The 19,851-nt window shown below is 73.6% G+C and carries 19 protein-coding genes; 10 read left to right on the top strand and 9 right to left on the bottom strand.

The annotated features are described in order from the left end of the window. Positions 1-22: 22 nt before the first annotated feature. Together ACIBNE_RS25575 and ACIBNE_RS25570 are read right to left on the bottom strand one after the other, a co-directional pair. Entirely contained in the window at positions 23-1,060 is a 1,038-nt protein-coding gene (locus ACIBNE_RS25575) for a hypothetical protein (protein ID WP_399275443.1), read from the bottom strand. A 343-nt stretch (positions 1,061-1,403) separates the two neighbouring features. Next, positions 1,404-2,900: a tetratricopeptide repeat protein gene (locus tag ACIBNE_RS25570; protein ID WP_399275294.1), complete on the bottom strand. Its 1,497-nt coding sequence runs from the start codon at positions 2,898-2,900 to the stop codon at positions 1,404-1,406. A 192-nt stretch (positions 2,901-3,092) separates the two neighbouring features. Between ACIBNE_RS25570 and ACIBNE_RS25565 the strand changes: the two genes are divergently transcribed. From ACIBNE_RS25565 to ACIBNE_RS25550, 4 genes are all read left to right on the top strand, one after another. Beyond that, positions 3,093-3,932 (top strand): SAM-dependent methyltransferase, encoded by an 840-nt coding sequence (locus ACIBNE_RS25565; protein WP_399275292.1) that lies wholly within the window; start codon positions 3,093-3,095, stop codon positions 3,930-3,932. 88 nt (positions 3,933-4,020) lie between these two features. After that, positions 4,021-4,386 carry a DUF488 domain-containing protein gene (locus ACIBNE_RS25560; RefSeq protein ID WP_399275290.1) on the top strand — a complete coding sequence of 122 codons (366 nt, stop codon included), beginning with the start codon at positions 4,021-4,023 and terminating at the stop codon, positions 4,384-4,386. A 43-nt stretch (positions 4,387-4,429) separates the two neighbouring features. After that, complete coding sequence (locus tag ACIBNE_RS25555; protein ID WP_399275288.1) at positions 4,430-5,029, top strand: HdeD family acid-resistance protein; 600 nt, start codon at positions 4,430-4,432, stop codon at positions 5,027-5,029. 175 nt (positions 5,030-5,204) lie between these two features. Next, positions 5,205-5,561: an STAS domain-containing protein gene (locus ACIBNE_RS25550; protein ID WP_399275286.1), complete on the top strand. Its 357-nt coding sequence runs from the start codon at positions 5,205-5,207 to the stop codon at positions 5,559-5,561. A 37-nt stretch (positions 5,562-5,598) separates the two neighbouring features. On the opposite strand, the gene ACIBNE_RS25545 is transcribed toward ACIBNE_RS25550, so the two are convergent. The 3 genes from ACIBNE_RS25545 to ACIBNE_RS25535 form a co-directional block, all read right to left on the bottom strand. Further along, positions 5,599-6,630: a hypothetical protein gene (locus tag ACIBNE_RS25545; RefSeq protein ID WP_399275284.1), complete on the bottom strand. Its 1,032-nt coding sequence runs from the start codon at positions 6,628-6,630 to the stop codon at positions 5,599-5,601. Next, on the bottom strand, positions 6,627-8,396 hold the full coding sequence (locus tag ACIBNE_RS25540; RefSeq protein ID WP_399275282.1) for a CotH kinase family protein: 1,770 nt from the start codon (positions 8,394-8,396) through the stop codon (positions 6,627-6,629). Before ACIBNE_RS25540 ends, ACIBNE_RS25545 begins: the two co-directional genes overlap by 4 nt. A gap of 152 nt (positions 8,397-8,548) precedes the next feature. Then, positions 8,549-9,796, bottom strand: a complete 1,248-nt coding sequence (locus tag ACIBNE_RS25535; protein ID WP_399275280.1) for a hypothetical protein — start codon at positions 9,794-9,796, stop codon at positions 8,549-8,551. A 250-nt stretch (positions 9,797-10,046) separates the two neighbouring features. On the opposite strand from ACIBNE_RS25535, the gene ACIBNE_RS25530 reads away from it, so the two are divergent. The 5 genes from ACIBNE_RS25530 to abc-f all read left to right on the top strand — a co-directional run bounded on the left by ACIBNE_RS25530 (position 10,047) and on the right by abc-f (position 15,858). Then, positions 10,047-10,775 carry a class I SAM-dependent methyltransferase gene (locus ACIBNE_RS25530; RefSeq protein WP_399275278.1) on the top strand — a complete coding sequence of 243 codons (729 nt, stop codon included), beginning with the start codon at positions 10,047-10,049 and terminating at the stop codon, positions 10,773-10,775. A gap of 63 nt (positions 10,776-10,838) precedes the next feature. Continuing rightward, positions 10,839-12,260, top strand: coding sequence for a CAP domain-containing protein (locus ACIBNE_RS25525; RefSeq protein ID WP_399275276.1), 1,422 nt, complete (start codon positions 10,839-10,841; stop codon positions 12,258-12,260). An 83-nt stretch (positions 12,261-12,343) separates the two neighbouring features. Further along, positions 12,344-13,330, top strand: coding sequence for a glutathione S-transferase family protein (locus tag ACIBNE_RS25520; protein WP_399275274.1), 987 nt, complete (start codon positions 12,344-12,346; stop codon positions 13,328-13,330). A gap of 94 nt (positions 13,331-13,424) precedes the next feature. Further along, on the top strand, positions 13,425-13,982 hold the full coding sequence (locus ACIBNE_RS25515) for a DUF6328 family protein (protein WP_399275272.1): 558 nt from the start codon (positions 13,425-13,427) through the stop codon (positions 13,980-13,982). Positions 13,983-14,145: 163 nt separating this feature from the next. Then, on the top strand, positions 14,146-15,858 hold the full coding sequence (abc-f, locus tag ACIBNE_RS25510) for a ribosomal protection-like ABC-F family protein (protein WP_399275270.1): 1,713 nt from the start codon (positions 14,146-14,148) through the stop codon (positions 15,856-15,858). On the opposite strand, the gene ACIBNE_RS25505 is transcribed toward abc-f, so the two are convergent. From ACIBNE_RS25505 to dhaK, 4 genes are all read right to left on the bottom strand, one after another. Then, positions 15,848-16,798, bottom strand: a complete 951-nt coding sequence (locus ACIBNE_RS25505; protein WP_399275268.1) for an AEC family transporter — start codon at positions 16,796-16,798, stop codon at positions 15,848-15,850. The two genes, abc-f and ACIBNE_RS25505, sit on opposite strands and share 11 nt — an antisense overlap. A 177-nt stretch (positions 16,799-16,975) precedes the next feature. After that, positions 16,976-17,386 (bottom strand): PTS-dependent dihydroxyacetone kinase phosphotransferase subunit DhaM, encoded by a 411-nt coding sequence (locus tag ACIBNE_RS25500; RefSeq protein ID WP_399275266.1) that lies wholly within the window; start codon positions 17,384-17,386, stop codon positions 16,976-16,978. Continuing rightward, positions 17,383-17,994, bottom strand: a complete 612-nt coding sequence (dhaL, locus tag ACIBNE_RS25495) for a dihydroxyacetone kinase subunit DhaL (RefSeq protein WP_399275264.1) — start codon at positions 17,992-17,994, stop codon at positions 17,383-17,385. Before dhaL ends, ACIBNE_RS25500 begins: the two co-directional genes overlap by 4 nt. A gap of 58 nt (positions 17,995-18,052) precedes the next feature. Next, on the bottom strand, positions 18,053-19,045 hold the full coding sequence (gene dhaK / locus ACIBNE_RS25490; protein WP_399275262.1) for a dihydroxyacetone kinase subunit DhaK: 993 nt from the start codon (positions 19,043-19,045) through the stop codon (positions 18,053-18,055). 213 nt (positions 19,046-19,258) lie between these two features. Between dhaK and ACIBNE_RS25485 the strand changes: the two genes are divergently transcribed. Continuing rightward, positions 19,259-19,807, top strand: a complete 549-nt coding sequence (locus ACIBNE_RS25485; RefSeq protein ID WP_399275260.1) for a hypothetical protein — start codon at positions 19,259-19,261, stop codon at positions 19,805-19,807. Positions 19,808-19,851: the final 44 nt, after the last annotated feature.

The raw sequence follows: 19,851 nt of genomic DNA, 5'->3' as shown, positions 1-19,851 counted from the left end.
ATCAGTGATCAGTGATGAGTGATCAGTGCTCTCCGGCGGCCTTCCGCAGCGCGGTGATGCACGCGTCGAGGGCCTTCTGCAACCCTTCGAGCTGCTGGACCATGTCGTCCTCGTAGAACGCGTCGGCCTCGGCGTCCACCGCGTCGAAGGTCAGCTCCTCGAAGACCTTCGTGGCCTTCTGGAGGCTGCTGTAGAACTTCGTGCGCCGCTCCTGCACGCGCAGCTCGGGGTCGGCCTCGACGGTCTGGACGACGAGGGACTTCACGGTGTCGTAGGCCTCGCTGGCCCACTCGCCGCTCTCCTCGCCGTCGTCCAGCTCGTCGATGAGCGACAGGTGCCGCTCGGCCTCGGCGCGCAGCTCGGCCGGGGCGTCGATGGTCTGGCCCGCGGGCGTCTTGACCTGGCCCTTCTCCACGATCTGCCGGACGTACCCGATGCGGTCGGCGGCCTTGGCCTCGGTCGCGACGGCCTTCTTCAGGCCGTCGGTGCGGGCGATGTCCCTGGCCAGCTCCATCTGGAGGGAGGGGTCCTCCTTGAGCCGGTCGAGCAGCGCCGAGCGCGCGGCCTGCGCGGTGCCGGGGTCGGCGAGGATCGCGGCGCGCAGCGCGGTCGGGTTCTCCGCGACCTCCAGCGCCTTGGTGGGCCGGATGCCCTCGGCCTCGGCGGCCGCGGTGATGGCCTGACCGCGGTCGCTGGCGGCGCTGGAGCGCGAGACGTAGTACGAGAGCCAGACGTCGGCGTCCGGCAGGTCGATGTCCTCGCCGGGGACGAGGACCTCGAAGTGCGGGACGATGCCGTCGTCCGCCGCCTTGTCCCACGCCTTGTAGTAGCGCATCACGCGCTCCGGGGAGGTCTCGGCGAGCTGGGCGAACTCCTTCGCGGAGACCTTCGGGGAGCCCTCGGCGGGCTGCCCGCCGGGGCGCACGCTGCGCGCGACCTTGAGGGCGAAGGACCAGGCGCCGTTGCGGGCGTAGGCGCCGAAGTCGCGGGCGTCGCGCTCCACCGGGTTGTCGACGGGGGTCCAGAACCCGCCGGCGTCGATCGCGGAGGGAGCGTCGATCGCGGCCGCGTAGTCGTCGGCGTGGTCGTCGGCCTCGGAACCGGCCTCGGCCTCGGAGCCGGTGTGGGTCTCGGTCCCGGTGTGGGTCTCGGTGTGGGTCTCGGTCCCGGCCCCCGCGTGCGCGGCCGGGACGGTGTCCGCGGCGAGATCTGCGGGCTCGGCGGTTTCGATGCCGGCGGGCTCAACGGGCGCGAGGGTCACTGAAGGCTCCTGGGGGCTGGACGACAACGGAGACGCAAAGCGAGCAGTTTAATGCACCGGTTGAGCCGATATCGACCGGCTTGTCCACCGGCGAGCCGCCCCTTCTCCCGTGATTCTTCCGCACCGAACGCCTCTCCGGGGCCTACCGCCCCGTAGCCCCCGCAGCCCCTTCGGCCAGCGCCGCGGCCCCCCGCGCCGCCTGCTCCGCCGCGCGGGCGCCCGCCCGCTGCGCCTCCCGCGCGTCGCCGCGCAGCTCGGCCAGGCGGGCACCGGCCCGCCAGTTGTACGGGCACACGGGGCGCACGTTCACGCGCTCGCTCAGCAGCATGCGTGCCAGGTCGGCGAGACCCGCCCCGAGCGCCGACTCCACCAACGTGCGCTCGACCGCGTCGCGTTGCGCGTGGCTGCCGCCGAAGCGGGACAGCCGGTGCCTGATCGGCAGGAGCAGGCCGACCGCCTCCTCGTACCGCCCCTGCCCGTACGCGACCAGCGCCCCGCACACCGGAAGCCCGATCTCCTCGGTCATCGCCCGGTTGCCGACCCCGGGCCCGGCCGAGCGGAGCCAGGCGCGCCGGTCCGCCATCAGGCGCTCCGCGTCGGCGAACCGCCCCGCGCCGACGTACGCCATCACCGCGTGGACGTCGTTGAACGCGTAGTGCGGCCCGTCCTCGCGCCCGGCCCAGGCGGCGGCCAGCTCCGCCCAGCGGTTGCCGGTCGGCACCCCCGCCAGCAGCAGCCGCCACAGCAGGGACGAGGCGTCGAGCAGCTGCATCGCCAGCGGCTCGGACTCCGCGTGGCGCACGGACCCGTCGTAGACCCGCAGCACCCGCGCGGTGTCGCCGGACTCCAGCGCGTACAGCGCGTAGTGCCACCAGTTGTGGACCTGTAGGAAGTTGTCGGCGGCCCAGTCCCCGGCCCGCGCGTCCAGGAAGCGGATGCCGTCCGCGAACCGGCCCTGCATCTCGTGGTTGTGCACCACCGAGTGGATCGCCCACACGTCCTTCGGGTTGCGCTCCACCGCCTCGCGGCCCACCTCCTCCGAGCGCCCGTACTGCCCGCACTCCTCCAGACCGAAGGCGAACATCCCGAGCAGCGGCCCGTAGTGCGGATCGTCCCCGTCCCACGCCGAGAGCGCGCCGCCGACGCGGTCGCGCAGGCTGCGGGCGTCGCCGGTCAGGAAGTCGATCTGGTGCCCGACGGCGAGCGCGAGCGCGTCCCGCGGATGCGCGGCGGTGAGTTCCGCGAGCACGGTCCCCGCGCGGTGGATGTCGCCGTCCAGCCACGCGGCCGCTGCCGCGACGTGCATCCGCTCGCGGGGCGCGAGCCCGGCGGTGCGCTCCGGCGCCGCCGCGTCGCCGAAGGAGAGCCTGGCCCCGGCGACGTCCTTCTCCTCCGTGCCCATCAGCGCCAGGTACGCGCCGAAGGCCCGTGCCATCGGCGCGTGCGGCGCCGCCCGCAGCAGCGCGGCGGACTCGGTGACCATCTCGGGGCGGAAGAACAGCAGTGCGTCCAGGGCGCGTTCGTAGTGGCGGGCCGCCTCGCCGCCGATGGAGCCGGGCGGACCGAACGAACCTGACGAACCGAACGAACCGAACGAGCCGGGTGAGCCGGGTGAAAGGGCGTGGCGGTCACTGGTCATGCGTCACTCCTGACTCCTGCGGTACGGGCAGACGTATGGGCGCTACGGGTGCCCGGGAGCACCGGCCCCCGCCAGTCTGCCCCGTTCGGCCCCCGCCGAACGGCAGGCCCGCGGGGTCCGCGACAAGGAGGTGGCACCCGGCTGGAGTTGTCCGGGAGCCTTGCGGATACATTGGCGGCCGTTGATCATCGAATGACGCACGCCAGGAGGCGCCCCGTGTCCGAGCAAGCACCCGAGCCCGTCTCCGCCGCCGACATCAACGCCCGGATCGACACGGGCAAGCCGCACTCCGCGCGCTTCTGGAACTACTTCGTGGGTGGCAAGGACAACTACGAGGTCGACCGTGCGCTGGGAGACCAGATCAAGGAGATCTTCCCCGGCCTGGTCGACGTCGCCCGCACCAGCAGGCACTTCCTGGGCCGCGCCGTCACCCACCTCGCGGGCGACCTCGGCGTGCGCCAGTTCCTGGACATCGGCACCGGCCTGCCCACCGCCGACAACACCCACGAGGTCGCCCAGCGCGTCGCGCCCGACGCGCGCATCGTCTACGTCGACAACGACCCGCTGGTCCTGGCCCACGCCCGCGCCCTGCTCACCTCGACGCCCGAGGGCGAGACCTCCTACCTGGACGCGAACCTCTACGAGCCCGAGGAGATCCTGCGGGCCGCGGGCGAGGTGCTCGACCTCCGGCAGCCCGTGGCGCTGATGATCCTCAACACCCTCGGCCACGTCGCGGAGTTCGAGGCGGCCCGCTCCCTGATCTCCCGGCTCATGGCGGGCCTGCCGGCCGGCAGCTACCTGGTCGTCAGCGATTCCACGGCCACCAGTCCCGGCATGATCGCCGCGTCGGAGGCGTACAACAAGAGCGGCGCCGTCCCCTACCACGTCCGCAGCGTCGAGGAGTTCACCGGCTTCTTCGACGGTCTCGACCTGCTGGAGCCCGGCGTCACCCGGGTCACCGAGTGGCGCGCGACCGAGGACACCGAGCGGCTCGCGGTCGACGCCTTCGGCGGAGTGGCCCGCAAGCCGTAGCCGCGCGCCCCGCGGCCCTGTCGCCCGTGGCCCCGCGAGCCACGGGCCACCGACTTGCCACGGGGGCCGTCGTCGGGATGCTGGGGGCATGAACAGCAGCAAGCCCTCCGTCCGGGTCCGCCGTGTCTACGACCCGCCCGAGCCCGACGACGGCACTCGCGTCCTCGTGGACCGGCTGTGGCCGCGCGGCCTGTCCAAGGCGGACGCCGCGTTCGACGAGTGGCCCAAGGCCCTCACCCCGTCGACCGAGCTGCGCCGCTGGTACCACGGGCCCGACGGGACCTTCGAGGAGTTCCGGCGGCGGTACGCGGCGGAGCTCGCCGCACCGGACGCGGCCGCCTCGCTGGAGCGGCTGCGCGCCATCGCGGAGCGCGGGCCCGTCACGCTGCTCACCGCCGCCAAGGAGCCCGAGCACAGCCACACCGCCGTACTGGCCGCTCGGCTGACGGAGTGAACCTCGCGTGGCACGACCCGGAGGCCTCTGTTCCACTGGCCAGATGAGCCAGAACACGATGGACCGCCCCCCGCCGCTGCGCGGCCCGTTCCAGCAGCTCGCGCGCAGTGCCTGGCAGGCCGTGCTCGTCTCCGGCGTCCTCGCCCTGCTGCTCGGCGTCGTGGTGCTCGCCTGGCCGGGGGCGACCCTGCTCGTCATCGGCGCGTTCTTCGGGGCGTACCTGCTGGTGAGCGGCATCTTCCAGATCGTCGCCGCGTTCGGCACGCACGTGTCGACGGCGCTGCGCGTGATGGCGTTCATCAGCGGCGCCCTGTCGATCCTGCTCGGACTGTTCTGCTTCAGGAGCGCGACCCAGTCGCTGCTCCTGCTCGCCCTGTGGATCGGCATCGGCTGGCTGTTCCGGGGCATCACCCAGACGATCGCCGCCCTGGCGGACGAGGACATGCCGGCGCGCGGCTGGATGGTCCTCTCCGGCATCGTCGGGACGCTCGCGGGTGCCGTGCTGATCGTGTCGCCGTTCAGCTCGATCGCGGTCCTCACCGTCTTCGGCGGCTGCTTCCTGGTCGCCACGGGCGTGGTGGAGATCGTCACGGGCCTGCGGATCCGGTCCCGGGCCAAGGGCCTCTTCAGGGATGGCCGATAACCGCCGTGTCGTCGCATGTGACCGTGGCAATACTGTCCACGACGGCAGTCACCCCTGCCCCCGGCGGCGGCCGATACCCCGAGCACACGCTCAGTACGCCGACCGTCCTCGCCGCCGACGCGCTCCGCGCGCCTCTGCGGCACCCTGCTTCACAGCGACTGTGGTGAGGTCATCGATGTCCCAGCGGCAGACGCACTTCAGGGCGCGTCAGCGCAAGTGCGGCACGTCCGTGGTGGTCGAGCTCCGGGGCGAGCTCGACATCCTCACGGCACAACCCCTCGCGTCCTGTCTGCGGATCCTCACCAGCGGCGAGGGCCGGGACGTGATCGTCGACCTGCGCGGCGTCACCTTCGTGGACTGCAGCGGGCTGCGGCCGCTGTGCGTCGCGCACACCAGGCTTGCCGCTCAGGGGCGCAGGCTGCGGATCGTGGTGACCCGGCCGTTCGTCGTCAAGGTGCTCGCGCTGTGCGGCCTCGACGAGACCTTCGAACTGCTGGAGACGGTCCCGACGGGCGAGCGCTCGCACTCCTGACGTGTGCGGGCGCCCGCCCGGTCCGGCACCCGCCCGGCTAGTCGCCGTTGCCGGGCACCAGGAACAGGTGGATCGACTGGTCCTTCGTACGGTGCCGGGCGCTGTCCGGGCCCTTCTTCGCCCGGTCCGAGACCACCACCACGTGGTCGGACGACACCCAGCACACGCCCTCCGGGTTGCCGTAGACCGTCCGGCCCTTGGCGTCCCTGGGCAGCCGGTACACCGTGCCCTCGTCGACGACCCGCCACGCGTCGGGCGCGAGCCGCCCCACCCACAGCGCCGACGACGCCTGGGACAGCACGGCCAGCTTGTCGCCGCGCACCGACAGGCTGGCGTAGTCCTCGAAGGGCACCGAAGCGGGCAGCTTCAGCGTCTCCAGGTGCTCCCAGCTGCGCTTGCCCCGCCGGAAGACCTGCACCCGGCCGCCGCCCGGTTCGCGTCCCTCGGCCCCGGTCGCGCAGCGGTTGCCCTCGCACAGCCCGAGCAGGTGCACGGTGCCCGCGCGCTCGACGCACTCCAGGCCCTCCATGCCCTTGCCCGCGTCGGGCAGCGGGAAGTCCAGCCAGCTCGAACCGCCGGGCCGCAACCGCTCGTCGTACTCCCTGACCCTGGCCCTGAAGCCCCCGGACTTGGCCCCGTTCTGCTTGGCGCCCTTCGCGCTCTTCGTGTCCTTCGGGCTCTTCGCGTCCTTCGCGTCCTTCGCGGTCGGTTTGACCGCGACCGCCTCGGTCAGCGCGTAGTAGTGGCCGCTGACCGGGTCGTGCGCCAGGTCCTCGTACCCCTCCTCGGCGCCCTTGGCCGTCCGGCGGCCGGAGAGCAGGCCGTTCTCTGGCGCCTTCGGCGAGATCTCGCTGCCGACGCGGATCAGGTCGCGGAAGTTGTCGCAGACGACGAGGAAGACGCCGTCCCTGTACAGGACGCCGCTCGCCTCCAGACGGGTCCCCGCGGCCTTGCCGATCAGCTCCTGGAGCTTGGCCTCCTTGACCAGACGCAGCTCCTTCGGCTCCTTCGGCCCCTTCCGCTGCTTCTGCTCCTTCGACGCGGCGGTGCTCTTCTTGTTGGCTGTCATGACGGCAGTGCCTCCAGGCTTGAGGAGAAGGTCGCTCCACTGGCCCCGTTCGGATACGTCTTGCGCAGGTCGGCGAGTTGCGCGCGGGCACGGTCGTAGCGCATCCGCGTGTAGTGGTAGATCCCGTACGTGAACTGGGCGCCGCGGCTCAGCTCCCACTGCCGGTACCCGGCCCGGTACACCTCGTCGTTGCTGAACTGCCGCCCCGTGAAGGGCTGCCCGTGCGGCGAGTCGGACTCGCCGTACGCCGCCGCCGACACGCGCTGCCACAGCCCGTCGGTGCGCCCCGATCCCTCGGCCCCGATGAGCGCGGCGACCCGCTCGGGCGAGAACTCCGCGTCGAGCAGGTGCTCCAGGTGGTCGAGGTAGTACTGGCAGAAGTCCGGGTGGCGCAGCAGGTTGGTGAAGAGCGGGAGCCGCGACTCGGAGTGCGGGGCGCGGGTGGCCCGGCAGTACGCGCGGGTCATCGCCGGCCAGTCGAGCAGGTCCGTGTACTGCCAGGGCGTGGCGAAGAAGTCGATGCCCGAACTGTTGTCGTAGTCCCAGGGGACGAAGGTGAAGTACGGGCGGTCCACGAAGCCGCGTTCGTCGCCCGCGCGCCCCGAGTTGTAGAGGTAGTAGTTCGACGGGGTCGCGAAGTAGTTGTCCCAGCTGCCCAGCAGGACGTTGGCCCCGGCCCAGCGCAGGAACGCGCGGACGTTGAGCACGGACTCGACCGCCGCCCTGAAGGCGTCCGAGGCGAAGTCGCCCGGCACCCCGATCCCGTTGACCGCGCGGACCAGCGCGGCCAGGTCGTCGTAGGTGTTCAGGGCCGGGTCGTCCTCGTTGGTCTTCAGCCGGTACGTGCGGTCGTCGACCGCGCTGCCCGGCGCGAAGTACTGCCGCCCGTCGTCGCGTCCGCCCGGGTCGGGGCGGTGCTCCAGGGTCGCGCAGCCGACGTCCCCGCAGTACGCCTTGTAGAGGTTGCCCCGGTCGTTCCTGCCGAAGCGGTCCCTGAGGAACTTCCTGTCGACCTGTTCGATGACCGAGAAGAGTCCCATGTAGCGGTCGTTGAGCGAGAACGTCGCGTACGTGTGGCGCGCCGCGGGCACCCCCGCGCGGTCCAGGAGCCGCCAGGCGATCGCCTCGCGCATCTGCGAGGGGTCGTTGTACATCGCCTTGAGGTTGACCCGTTCCATGCCGTGCAGCCGGTCCTCGCTGCCGCCCACCTCGAAGTCGACCTTCCAGGAGCGCTTGGGGGCGTGCGCGGTCATGTTGCCGCTGTTCACCAGCGAGAACGACTGCGTGGCCAGCACGGTCGCGGGCGACTCCCGGGTCGTGCCGGAGGCCGGAGGGCCGGCCGGAAGGCTCTTGCGGACCGTCAGCAGCGCGCCGGGCGGCGCGAAGGCGACCTCGTCGGCGGTCAGCACGCCGGGCGGCCAGCCCGTGACGGCGACGTGGTACATCGGGTGCGCGAAGAACTCGGCCTTGTCCTCGGCGCTCGTCAGGTACGTCCCGTACAGCCCGCCCGCCTCGGTCGGCACGCCCCGCGCGTCGAGCAGCACCAGCGGCCCCTCCGGCGCGTCGGCGCCGCCCTGCCGGGCGAGCAGCAGGTCGTACAGCGCGCCGAACTCGGCCCGCGTGCGCAGCGCCGCGTCGCCCCTGCCCGCGCTCTCGTTGGCCAGCGCGGCCAGGTCCCTGGCCGTGCCGGGCGGCAGCCCCGGCACGTCGATCGACTGGTTCTTGAACGCGCCCTCGAACGTGCCCTTGTCGACGGTCCGGTCCACGGCGGCCTCCCCACGGGGTCGCCTTACTCTCTACGCCCGGACGTACGTGACCGCCAGAGCCGATTCGGGCCTTCGACGCGCGAAGGGGCGGCCCCCGGTGTTCCGGGGGCCGCCCTCGTCGTACGGATCGAGCCGTACGGCCGTGCGACCGGTCAGTGGGCCAGGACTGCGGACGGGGCCGAGGCGGGCGCCGTCGCGGGCTCGACCGAGTCGAAGACTCCGTCGATGCCCAGGCGCCAGCCGGTGGTCAGGTCGGCGACCACCGAGGGCCAGCGGTTGACCAGCCGCATGTCGGACACCCGGTCGGTGAACGAGGAGCCGATGACCTGCCGCGCCTTGGCCGGCTGGTCGCGCAGCAGCTTCTGGTAGGCCGGGAGCGTGTCCTTGGTGATGTACGCCCAGCGCTCGGCGTTGTTGGAGATGTTGAAGTTCGGCAGCGAGGTGGTCAGGTTCACCCTGCCGATCAGCAGGTTCGCCGAGAGCACCAGGGGCTTGTATTTGCCCGGGGTCCTGGTGTTCGGGATCGAGGCGGCGCCGCCGACCGTCATCCCGTACGTCATGACGGCGCCGACCGCGCCGTCGCGCGCGTACATCTCGCCCCACTGCCGGTCGATGATCTGGTTCTGCTCGCGGTTGAGCAGCGCGGTGTTGCCGCGCTGGACCGCAGTGGCGTCGCCGGACGCGATGTCGCGCCAGGCGCCGACCGCGTTGTCGTCCACGAGCCCGGCCGCGCGCATCTCCTCGACGGCCGCGACGCCGCCGCCCAGGTACGCCTCGTGCATCGCGCCCTGGTCCATGAAGATGTGCTTCTGCATCGCCAGGAACTTGCTCTCGAACCAGCGCAGCTGGTCGGAGGGGAGGCTGACCTTGCCTTCGGCGAGCCGCCGGACGTCGGCGGGCAGCGCCTTCTGCACCTCGGACGGCAGGGCCCGGACGTTGCCGGAGACCAGGGCGGCGATGTCGGCCATCGAGCCGAGGTCCTTGAAGCCCGCGGTGAACGCCGGGCCGATCATGTTGGCCATGCCCGACCACTGGAGGTCGGGGTGGGCCAGGAAGGTCTTGCCGTAGTAGCCGTAGACGGCCGCGACGGTGGCGTCGTTGGCGATGACGCCCCGCGCCGGCTCCCAGGTCGTGAGGTCGATCCCGGCGGTGCCGGTCGCGCGGACCAGCCAGTACTGCCAGAGCAGTGCCGCGTACCGCTTGGGCTCCACGCCCTGGGCGCGCGCCTGGCCGAGCAGGCTCTCCAGCGTCGCGCGGTCGGTGGGGAGGGCGGGGTTGACGCCGCCGCCGAGCTCGCCCTGGGCGTTGGTGAGGGGGAGGTCGAGCGGAAGCTGGGCGCTGAGCGCCTGGGACGCCGCCGCGACGGGGGCGACCGGCGCCTGCGGGGCGGCGGCCGCCACCTGCGTCGCGCCGAGGGTGAGTGCCGCACCGGCGGCGACCGTGACCGCGATTCTCCGAATGATGGCCTGACTCCGTCTTCTCTGGCGTCTTCGCTGGCTTCACTTGCCTTGCGAGTAACTTCTGTTCGAGACGTTCGGATCGTAATCAAGCCAAGGTCATCCACTGGACGCCGTGACAGAAAGCTGCCAATCGGCTGTCAGCTTCCTGCCACTCGGCACGCGCGGTCCCGCCCTGCCTATCCTGTTCGCGATGTTCACTCCCGAGGGCCCCACGTTCCGTGAGCTCGCCGTTCAGGCGCTGTCGTCCGTCGAGCACGGATACGACCTGCTCGCCCCGAAGTTCGACAGCACCCCCTTCCGCACGCCCGACGAACTGCTCGGACCCGTCGCGTCCGCGCTGCGCGCGCTCGGACCGTTCGACGCGGGCCTCGACCTGTGCTGCGGCACGGGCGCGGGGACCGAACTGCTGCGGGAGGTGTGCCGCGAGCGCGTCACCGGCTTCGACCTCAGCGCGGGCATGCTCGCCACCGCGGGCGAGAACGTCCGGGCCGCGCCGGGGCTGCCCGACGTGGAGTGGGTGCGGGGCGACGCGCGCGCCCTGCCCTTCGGCCCCGTCTTCGACCTGGTCGTCAGCTTCGGCGCGTTCGGCCACTTCCTGCCCGCCGAGCGGCCCGGCCTCTTCGCCCGGGTGCACTCCGCGCTCGCACCGGGCGGGGCCTTCGCCTTCCCGATGGTCGCCCCGCCCCGGCCCGGCTCCCGCGCCCACCTGGCGATGCTCGGCTTCGACGCGGCGATGCGCGTGCGCAACGCGCTGTGGCGGCCCCCGTTCGTCATGTACTACCGGGGCTTCGGCCTCGCGCCCGTCTCCGCCGAACTGCGCGGAGCCGGCTTCACCGTCGAGCTGTACGCCCTGCCCGAGCTGGGCCGCACCGGGAGCGGCGCGCCGCGCTGCCGCCTGCTGGTCGCCCGGCGCGGCTGACCCGCCGTCACGGCGCGGGCACGCGACGGGAACCGGCGGGCGCCGGGCGGCGTTCTTCCGTACATGAGCGAGTTGGTGGCCGGCGGCAACCTGCCCGTGCCGAGCGGCGCCCTGTCGCTGCGCGTCGCGGGGCCCTACGACCTCTCGGCGCTGGTCACGGGTGCGAGCGGCAAGGTCTCGGGCGACGCCGACTTCGTCTTCTTCAACCAGCCGTCCGCGCCCGGCGTCCGCCTCGGCGGCGGCGCCCTCACCGTCGAGTGCCACCGGCTGAGACCGGGCGCCGACCGCGTCACCGTGGTCGTCAGCCCCGAGGAGCAGGGCGCCGCACTCGCCCGGCTGCCGCTGCCCGTCCTGTACGTCACCGGGGCGGGCGGCGCCCGGGTCGCGCGCTTCGCGCCACCGCGCCCGGCGGCGGGGGAGACGGTGCTGCTCCTCGCCGAGCTGTACCGGCGCGGCACCGGCTGGAAGCTGCGCGCCCTCGGCCAGGGGTACGCGGACGGACTGGCGGGCGTGGCCAGGGACTTCGGCATCGAGGTGCTGGAGGAGGACGAAGGCGAGGGCGCGGGCGGCGCCGACGGCGGCGCGGCCGGGCGGGGCGCGGGCCGCGGCGCCCCGCACGCGGGAGGCGCGGGCGCGGGACCGGGCGGCCGGGTCCAGATCCCCGGCGCCCCCGGCAGGCCCTCGCCCGCGCCCGACGGCGGCAGGTCGGGCGGGGTCGCCGCGCTCGTCAACGCCGAACGGACCGCGTCGGGCGCCCGGCCCCTGGCCCTGGACGCCCGGCTCACGGCGGCGGCCCGGGAGCACGCGGCGCAGATGGCCCGCCAGGGCAGGCTCAGCACGGAGAGCCCGGACGGCACGTCGGTGCACCAGCGGGTCACCGCCGCCGGATACGCCTACCTGCGGATCGAGGAGAACCTGGTCTCCGGGCCCCGTACCCCCGAGGAGTTCGTCGGCTACCTCCTGGGCTCGCCCGACCGGCGGCGCCCGCTGTGTGACGCCGCGTACACCGACGCGGGCATCGGCCACGCCGCCGACGCCCGCTCGGGTGGCCTGTTCTGGACGGCGCTGTGGGCGGCCCCGCTCACCCCGGCGGGCCTCGCCCGCACGGTCACCGACGTCATCGGGCTCACCAACGACGAGCGCGGCCGCGCCGGACTGCGCCCGCTCGCCGCCGACCCGCGCCTGGCATCGGCCGCGCAGACCCACAGCGCGGACATGGCCGCGCGCGGCTTCTACTCCCACACCACCCCCGAGGGCACCGAGCCCTGGGACCGGGCCGCTGCGGCGGGCGCCGCCCACCGCGGCATCGGCGAGAACATCGCGTGCGGCCAGCGCACCCCGGCCGAAGTGGTCCTCGGCTGGATGAACAGCCCCGGGCACCGCGCCAACATCCTCAAACCCGACTTCACCCACATCGGCATCGGCTTCGCGGGCGGCGGCCGCGCGGGCACGTACTGGACCCAGCTCTTCGGCGCGTCGGGATAGCGGCGCGGAGGCCGGGCAGGTGCGGGACGAACGGCGCGGACCGGGAGGCCCGCGGTCGGAGCACGTCCGAAGGGAGCACGGCCATGACCGGTACGGACAGCGGCAACGCCGCCTACGGCAGGAAACCGTTCAAGCGGTCCCGGAGCCACTTCGCCGACCGCATCACCGAGGACGGCGGGGACGGCTGGCCCGTGGAGGCCGGGCGCTACCGGCTCGTCGTCAGCCGCGCCTGCCCCTGGGCCGCCCGCGCGATGGTCTCGCGACGGCTGCTCGGCCTGGAGGACGCGCTCACGCTGGCCGTCGTCGACCCCGTCCAGGACGACCGCAGCTGGCGGTTCACGCTGGACCCCGGAGGCCGGGACCCGGTGCTCGGCATCGCGTACCTCAGCGAGGCGTACGAGGCGCGCGAGAAGGGGCACCCGGGCGGGGTGAGCGTGCCCGCGATCGTGGACGTGCCGAGCGGACGGCTCGTCACCAACGACTTCCAGCAGATCACCCTGGACCTCGCCACCGAATGGCGCGCCCTGCACCGGCCGGGCGCGCCCGACCTCTACCCCGAGGCGCTGCGCGACGAGATCGACGCCGTCGCGGACGGGGTCTACCGGGACGTCAACAACGGCGTCTACCGGGCCGGGTTCGCGACCGGGCAGCGCGAGTACGAGCAGGCGTACCGGGACGTCTTCGGCCGCCTCGACCGGCTGTCCGAACGCCTCGCCCACCACCGCTACCTCGTCGGCGACACCATCACCGAGGCCGACATCAGGCTCTTCACCACGCTGGTGCGCTTCGACGCCGTCTACCACGGCCACTTCAAGTGCAACCGCAACAAGCTCACCGAGGACCCGGTGCTCTGGGCGTACGCCCGCGACCTCTTCCAGACGTCCGGCTTCGGCGACACGGTCGACTTCGACCACATCAAGCGCCACTACTACCAGGTGCACACCGGGATCAACCCGACCGGCATCGTGCCCGCGGGTCCCGACCCGTCGGGCTGGCACTCCCCGCACCACCGCGAACAGCTGGGCGGACGCCCGTTCGGCGACGGCACCCCGCCCCGGGCAGTCCGGTGACCGACCCGGTCCGGTGACCGGCCGGGTCCGGTGACCGGCCCGGTTTGCGGACCGGCCGCGCGGGTACCCGGGCGGCCCCGAAGGAGGGCGGCCCATGACCGGACAGGACGGCGGCAGCGGCGACGGCCGCTCGCACGGCCGTGACGAGACCGCGGACGAGCGCGCCGACCGGCGCTGGACCGAGCTGCTGCAAGAGCTGAGGGTGGCCCAGACCGGCGTACAGATCCTCTTCGGCTTCCTCCTCACGGTCGTCTTCCAGTCGCGCTTCCCCGGCCTGTCGTCCGCCGACCGCACGCTCTACACCGTCACCGTCATGCTGGGCGCCGCCACCACGGGCGCGCTCATCGCGCCCGTCTCGCTGCACCGGCTCCTCACCGGGCGCAGGATGAAGCCGGAGACGGTCGCCTGGGCCTCCCGCGCGACCCTGCTCGGGCTGGTGCTGCTGCTGTGCACCATGGCGTCGGCGCTGCTGCTCGTGCTGCGCGTCGCGCTGCCGGACGGGACAGCGCTGTGGCTGGTCGTGGCGATGGCGACGTGGTTCGTGCTCTGGTGGTTCGCCCTGCCGGTGTGGGCTGCGCGCGACGCGGGAAAACCGGATGTCGCCGTCGACGTCGATGACCGGGCGCCCGGGAGCCCCGGGCGCCCCGAATAAACGATCGACCGCGCGCGGAACCGCCCCCTACACTGGTCCGCATGGGTTCGTACTACTTCTTCCGCTGATACCGGGCGCAGCTTCCACGCCGCCCGGCTCCCACCGCGCCTGACACCGGCGCGCTGAGGGGCATGCCCTCTCACCCCATCAGGGAAGAACACCCATGCGCCACCGCGCCCACACCCCTGCCCAGAGCCACGCCCAGCTGTCCATGAAGGACGTATCCAAGGCGTACGGCACGCGTGCCGTCCTCGACCAGGTGACCCTCACCGTCCGCCCCGGCGACAGGGCAGGCGTCATCGGCGAGAACGGCTCGGGCAAGTCCACCCTGCTCCGGCTGCTCGCCGGGGCCGAGACCCCCGACACCGGAGAGCTGACCGTCCGCTTCCCCGGCGGCGTCGGGCACCTCGCCCAGACGCTCGACCTCGACCCCGCGTGCACCGTCCAGGACGCGGTCGACGCCTCGCTCGCCGAGCTGCGCGACCTGGAACGCCGCATCGCCGACGCGGAGGCGGCACTGGGCACCGCCGACGCCGACGGCCTCGCCGCCTACGGCGACCTGCTCACCGCCTACGAGGAGCGCGGCGGCTACCGGGCCGACGCCCGGGTCGACGCGGGCCTGCACGCGCTCGGCCTCGCCCGCGTCACCCGCGACCGGAGGCTCGGCACGCTCTCCGGCGGCGAGCAGTCCAGGCTGGCCCTGGCCTGCGTCCTCGCGGCGGCGCCCGAACTGCTCCTCCTCGACGAGCCCACCAACCACCTCGACCGCGCCGCGGCCGACTGGCTGGAGGACCAGCTCCGCGCGCACCGGGGCACCGTGGTCGCCGTCACCCACGACCGGGCGTTCCTCGAAGGCATCGCCACGGTGGTCCTGGAGGTCGACCGGGACCTGCGCACCGTGCACCGGTACGGCGACGGCTGGGACGGCTACCGCACGGCTAAGGCCGCCGCCCGCCGCCGCTGGGCGCAGGACCACCAGGAGTGGCTGGACGACCTGGCCCGCACCGGGGAACTCGTCGAAGCGGCCGGGCAGCGCCTCGCGGCCACGGGCAGGGACCCGCGCCAGGGCTTCGGCAAGCACAGGCGCTCCTCGGAGGCGAAGCTCTCCGGGCAGGTCAGGGCCGCCAGGGAACGGCTCGAACGGCTCCGCAGGGAGCCCGTGCCCGCGCCGCCGGAGCCGCTGCGGTTCACGGCGGGCCTGACCACGGCGGGCGCGGAGGCCGACGCAGGGCCGCTCGTCGAGCTGGCGGACATCGCCGTCGGCGACCGGCTGCGGCTGCCCGCGCTCGCCGTAGGGCCGGGGCAGCGGCTCCTGGTCACGGGCCCCAACGGCGCGGGCAAGACGACGCTGCTGCGGGTGCTCGCCGGTGACCTGCGGCCCGACGGCGGCACCGTCACGGCCAGGGGACGCATCGGCTACCTCGCCCAGGAGGTCGCGGCCGCGCCCACCGGGCATCCGCTGCTCACCGCGTACGCGGCCGGACTGCCGGGGCAGCCCGACGAGCACGCCGACGAACTGCTGGCCCTCGGCCTGTTCCGCGAGGAGGACCTGACCGTCCCCGTCGCGCGCCTCTCCGTCGGGCAGCGGCGCAGGCTGGCGCTGGCCCGTCTGGTGACCCGCCCGGCCGACCTGCTGGTGCTCGACGAGCCCACCAACCACATCGCGCTCTCCCTCGTCGAGGAGGTGGAGACGGCGCTGGCCGGGTACGCGGGCGCGGTGGTCGTGGTCTCGCACGACCGGCGCTTCCGCGAGGGGTTCGCCGGGGACCGGCTCGAACTGCGGGCGGGACGGCAGACGGCGTACGAGCGGGGGCTGCGCCCGGCCGTGGGCGGGCCGATCGCGGCCGTGCGCGAGCCGGGCGCCGCTACGGTGTGAGCAGGTAGACGATCACGGTCAGGGACACCATCGACACCAGTGTCGACAGCAGGACGGTGTCCCTGGCCAGATCGGTGTCCAGCCGGTACTCGGAGGCGTAGACGAACACGTTCTGGGCCGTGGGCAGGCCCGAGCAGACCGCCACCGCGAGCAGCGCCGGGCCGTCGAGCCCGAACACCCAGCGGCCCAGCGCGTACGCGAGGAGCGGCTGCGCCACCGTCTTGAGCGCGACCAGCACCCCGCGCTCGACCCGCCCGGCCGCGTCCGGCCTGGTCCGCCCGGTGAGCGACATCCCCAGCGTGAACAGCGCGACGGGCACGCCCGCCCCGCCGAGCATCTGGAGCGGAGAGGACAGCTCCTGCGGCAGCCGGAGGCCCGATGCGGCGACCGCGAGCCCGCATCCGGAGGCCGCGATGACGGGGTTGCGGACGGGCAGGGCGGCGATCCTGCGGGCCAGCGCGGCGGCGCCGGTCCGCTTGCCGCCCTCCTCGGCGCGCCGCGGGTCCAGCTCGATCAGGAGCAGGATCGTCGGAGTGACGAACAGCAGTTGGAAGAGCGCGGCGGCGATGACGAACGAGGTGTCGCCCAGCACGTGCAGGGCGATCGGGATGCCGAGGTTCGCGGAATTGACGTAGGCGGCGGTCATCGCGCCGATCGCCCCGTCGGCCTGGCTCCGCCGGAACGCCCAGCGCCCCAGGGCGAGCGCCACGGCGAAGACGAGCACGAGGCCGACGGCGAAGACGAGCACGCCGGGTGCGAAGACCGCGCCCGGGTGCGAGCGCGACATGGTCAGGAAGAGCAGTGAGGGCATCGCGAAGGTGAAGGCGAACCTGCTGAGCACGTGCTGTGCGTTGTCGCCCAGGACCCGGGTGCGGCCCGCGCCCCAACCGGCCGCGGTGATGACCCAGATGGGCAGGAAGCCGGAGAGTACGCCGTGCACGTCAGCCCACCGCCGGGGTGGGCGCGGGTATCGCGGTCGTCTCCGGGACCGGGCGCGTCGTCGGGCCCGGGGTGCTCGCCGTATCGTTCACGGCCGTCAGCATGCCGGACGACGATCACCGCTATCCGGGCGGGGTGCCCGGCCCGCTCCGAGCACCTGGCACCCCGCCCCACCGGGTCACGCCTTCCGGTAGTCGTACGCCTCCCCGGCCGCCGCCTCGACCGCGTCCAGGTCACCGCCCGCCGAGGCCGTCACCACGGCGGCCACCGCGCCCTCCACGAACGGCGCGTCCACCAGCCGCGTGCCGTCGGGCAGCTCGTCGCCGTCCGCGAGCATCGCCTTCACGGTCAGCACCGCACTGCCCAGGTCGACGAGGACGGCCACGCCCGCGCCGCCGTCCACGGCGGCGGCGGCCTCGGCGATCAGCTCGGAACTGGTGCCGAGCCCGCCGTCGGGCGTGCCGCCCGCGGCGGCCACGGCGACGCCGCTGCCGCCGCCGGACAGGCCCCTCGCCAGCTCGGCCACGGCCGAGGCGACGGCGGCGCTGTGCGAGACCAGCACGATCCCCACGGTCTTGTCGCCGCTCATCGGGCCGCCCCCTCACCGGCGGCCGCCGCCAGTGCGCCGATCAGCAGGGCGGCGGAGGTGGCGCCGGGGTCCTGGTGTCCGATGCTGCGCTCGCCGAGGTAGCTGGCGCGGCCCTTGCGGGCCTGGAGCGGTACGGTCGCTACCGCGCCGCTCTCCGCCGCGGCGGCGGCCTCCGCGAAGGACGCGCCGAGCGCGTCGACCGCCGGGAGCAGCGCGTCCAGCATCGTCTTGTCCCCGGCCTGCGCCCCGCCGAGCTGCGCGACGGCCACGACGCCCGCGCCGAGCGCGGCGGCCAGCTCCTCGCGCGAGACCTCCGCACGGTCGCCCAGCTCCTTGCCGGTACGGCGCAGCAGGGTCCCGTACAGCGGGCCCGACGCCCCGCCGACGGTGGAGATCAACCGCCGCCCCGCGAGGGCGAGTACGGCACCGGGCGTGGCGGGCGGCTCCTTCTCCAGGGCGGCGGCGACCGCCGCGAAGCCCCGCTGGAGGTTGCTGCCGTGGTCGGCGTCGCCGATGGCCGAGTCCAGCTCGGTGAGGCGGGCGGCCTCGCGGTCCACGGCCGCCGCGGTCAGTGCCAGCCAGCGGCGGAAGAATTCGGCGTCAAGCAAGTGACTCTCCTTGTCAGCGTCAGCGTCAGCGGAATCGAAGCCGGCCGGATCGACCGGCTCAACGGCCCCAGCGCAGGGCGGGCGTCTGCACCGGCGCGTCCCACAGCCGCAGCAGCTCCTCGTCGACCTGGCAGAGCGTCACCGAACAGCCCGCCATGTCCAGCGAGGTCACGTAGTTCCCCACGAGCGTACGGGCGACGTGCACCCCGCGCTCGGAAAGCACCCGCTGCACCTCGGCGTTGAAGCCGTACAGCTCCAGCAGCGGCGTCGCGCCCATGCCGTTGACGAGCGCGAGGACGGGCGCGGTGGGCCGCAGGTCCTCCAGCACCGCGTCCACCGCGAAGTCCGCGATCTCCCTGGACGTCATCATGGCGCGGCGCTCGCGCCCCGGCTCGCCGTGGATGCCGACCCCGAGCTCCAGCTCACCGGCCGGGAGGTCGAAGGTGGGGCTGCCCTTGGCGGGCGTGGAACAGGCGCTCAGCGCGACGCCGAAGCTCCGCGAGGCCCCGTTCACCTGCCGGGCCAGCGCCGCGACCCGCTCCAGCGGCGCGCCCTCCTCGGCGGCGGCACCGGCGATCTTCTCGACGAAGAGGGTGGCGCCCGTGCCGCGCCGCCCCGCGGTGTAGAGGCTGTCGGTGACGGCGACGTCGTCGTCGACGAGGACCTTGGCGATCCGCACGCCCTCCTCGTCGGCGAGCTCTTCGGCCATGTCGAAGTTGAGCACGTCACCGGTGTAGTTCTTGACGACGAACAGCACCCCGGCGCCGCTGTCGACGGCGGCGGCCGCGCGCACCATCTGGTCGGGAACGGGCGAGGTGAACACCTCGCCGGGACAGGCGGCGGAGAGCATCCCGTACCCCACGAACCCGCCGTGCAACGGCTCGTGGCCCGACCCGCCGCCCGACACCAGCCCCACCTGCCCGACGAGCGGCGCGTCCCGCCGCACGACGACGCGGTTCTCGACGTCGACGGTCAGCTCGGGATGGGCGGCGGCCATTCCGCGCAGCGCGTCGGCGACGACCGTCTCCGGGACGTTGATGAGCATCCTCATGGGTACCTCCTGGGGCGTGACAACCGGCCGGTCGGCCTGCTGTCCTTGCGGCAAGTCCGTGTGTCGTCCGGTGCGTTGCCCGGCGGGTTCGAGTATCGCCCACGCCGTCGGGCCACCGGGCGCCGGCCGGTTCCGCGCTGTGGGGTCGGGGCGCGGGATTCCGTAGGCTCGCCACCACAGGACGTGTCCCGCACGGAGCCCCTGGGGGTAGGCATGTTGTACGCGTTCGCGTTCGAGCGGATCGGCGTGGTGGTGAGCGATCTCCACTTCCTCGATCCGGATCCGCTGCCGGGGCAGGAGACGCCGGAGAGCGGGGTCCGTCTCGAACTCCGGCTCTTCGGGCGCGGTGAGCTGCCCGGGTCCGTCTACTCCGCACGGCCCGTGGAGATCGGCCGCCCGCTGTGGCGGGTGGACCTCCTCCAGGACGCGGGCGCGGCTCCGTACACCTTCGACCGTACGCACCACCATCCGGCCTTCAACGGCTGGGAGCCCGGTGCGCGGGTCTTCGTCGAGGAGCTGTCGAGCGATCCGCTGGTGTGGCTGGCCGACAAGCTGGGCAACGTGTCGGCGCTGTTGAAGGCGACGGGCATCGCGGCGGACGAGATCCCGGCCGCGGACGCGGAGGGCCTGCGCACGGCGGCGGCGGAGATCACGGACACCGTCCGTCGGCTCCTGGCGCGGGTGTGGTCCGGAGACCTGGCCCGCCCGGTGGGCGACGCGGACCCGGCGACGGCCACCGGCATGCGCGTCAGCTGGCTCTGAGGAGCGTGCCGGGGCCGCGCCGACCGGGTGGCGGCCGGAGGCTC

The organism is Streptomyces sp. NPDC050504 (genome assembly GCF_044458065.1).
In the GTDB taxonomy this organism is placed as follows: domain Bacteria; phylum Actinomycetota; class Actinomycetes; order Streptomycetales; family Streptomycetaceae; genus Streptomyces.
The sequence above is the reverse complement of the archived record's forward strand: the minus strand, read 5'-3'. Positions and strand labels throughout refer to the sequence as shown.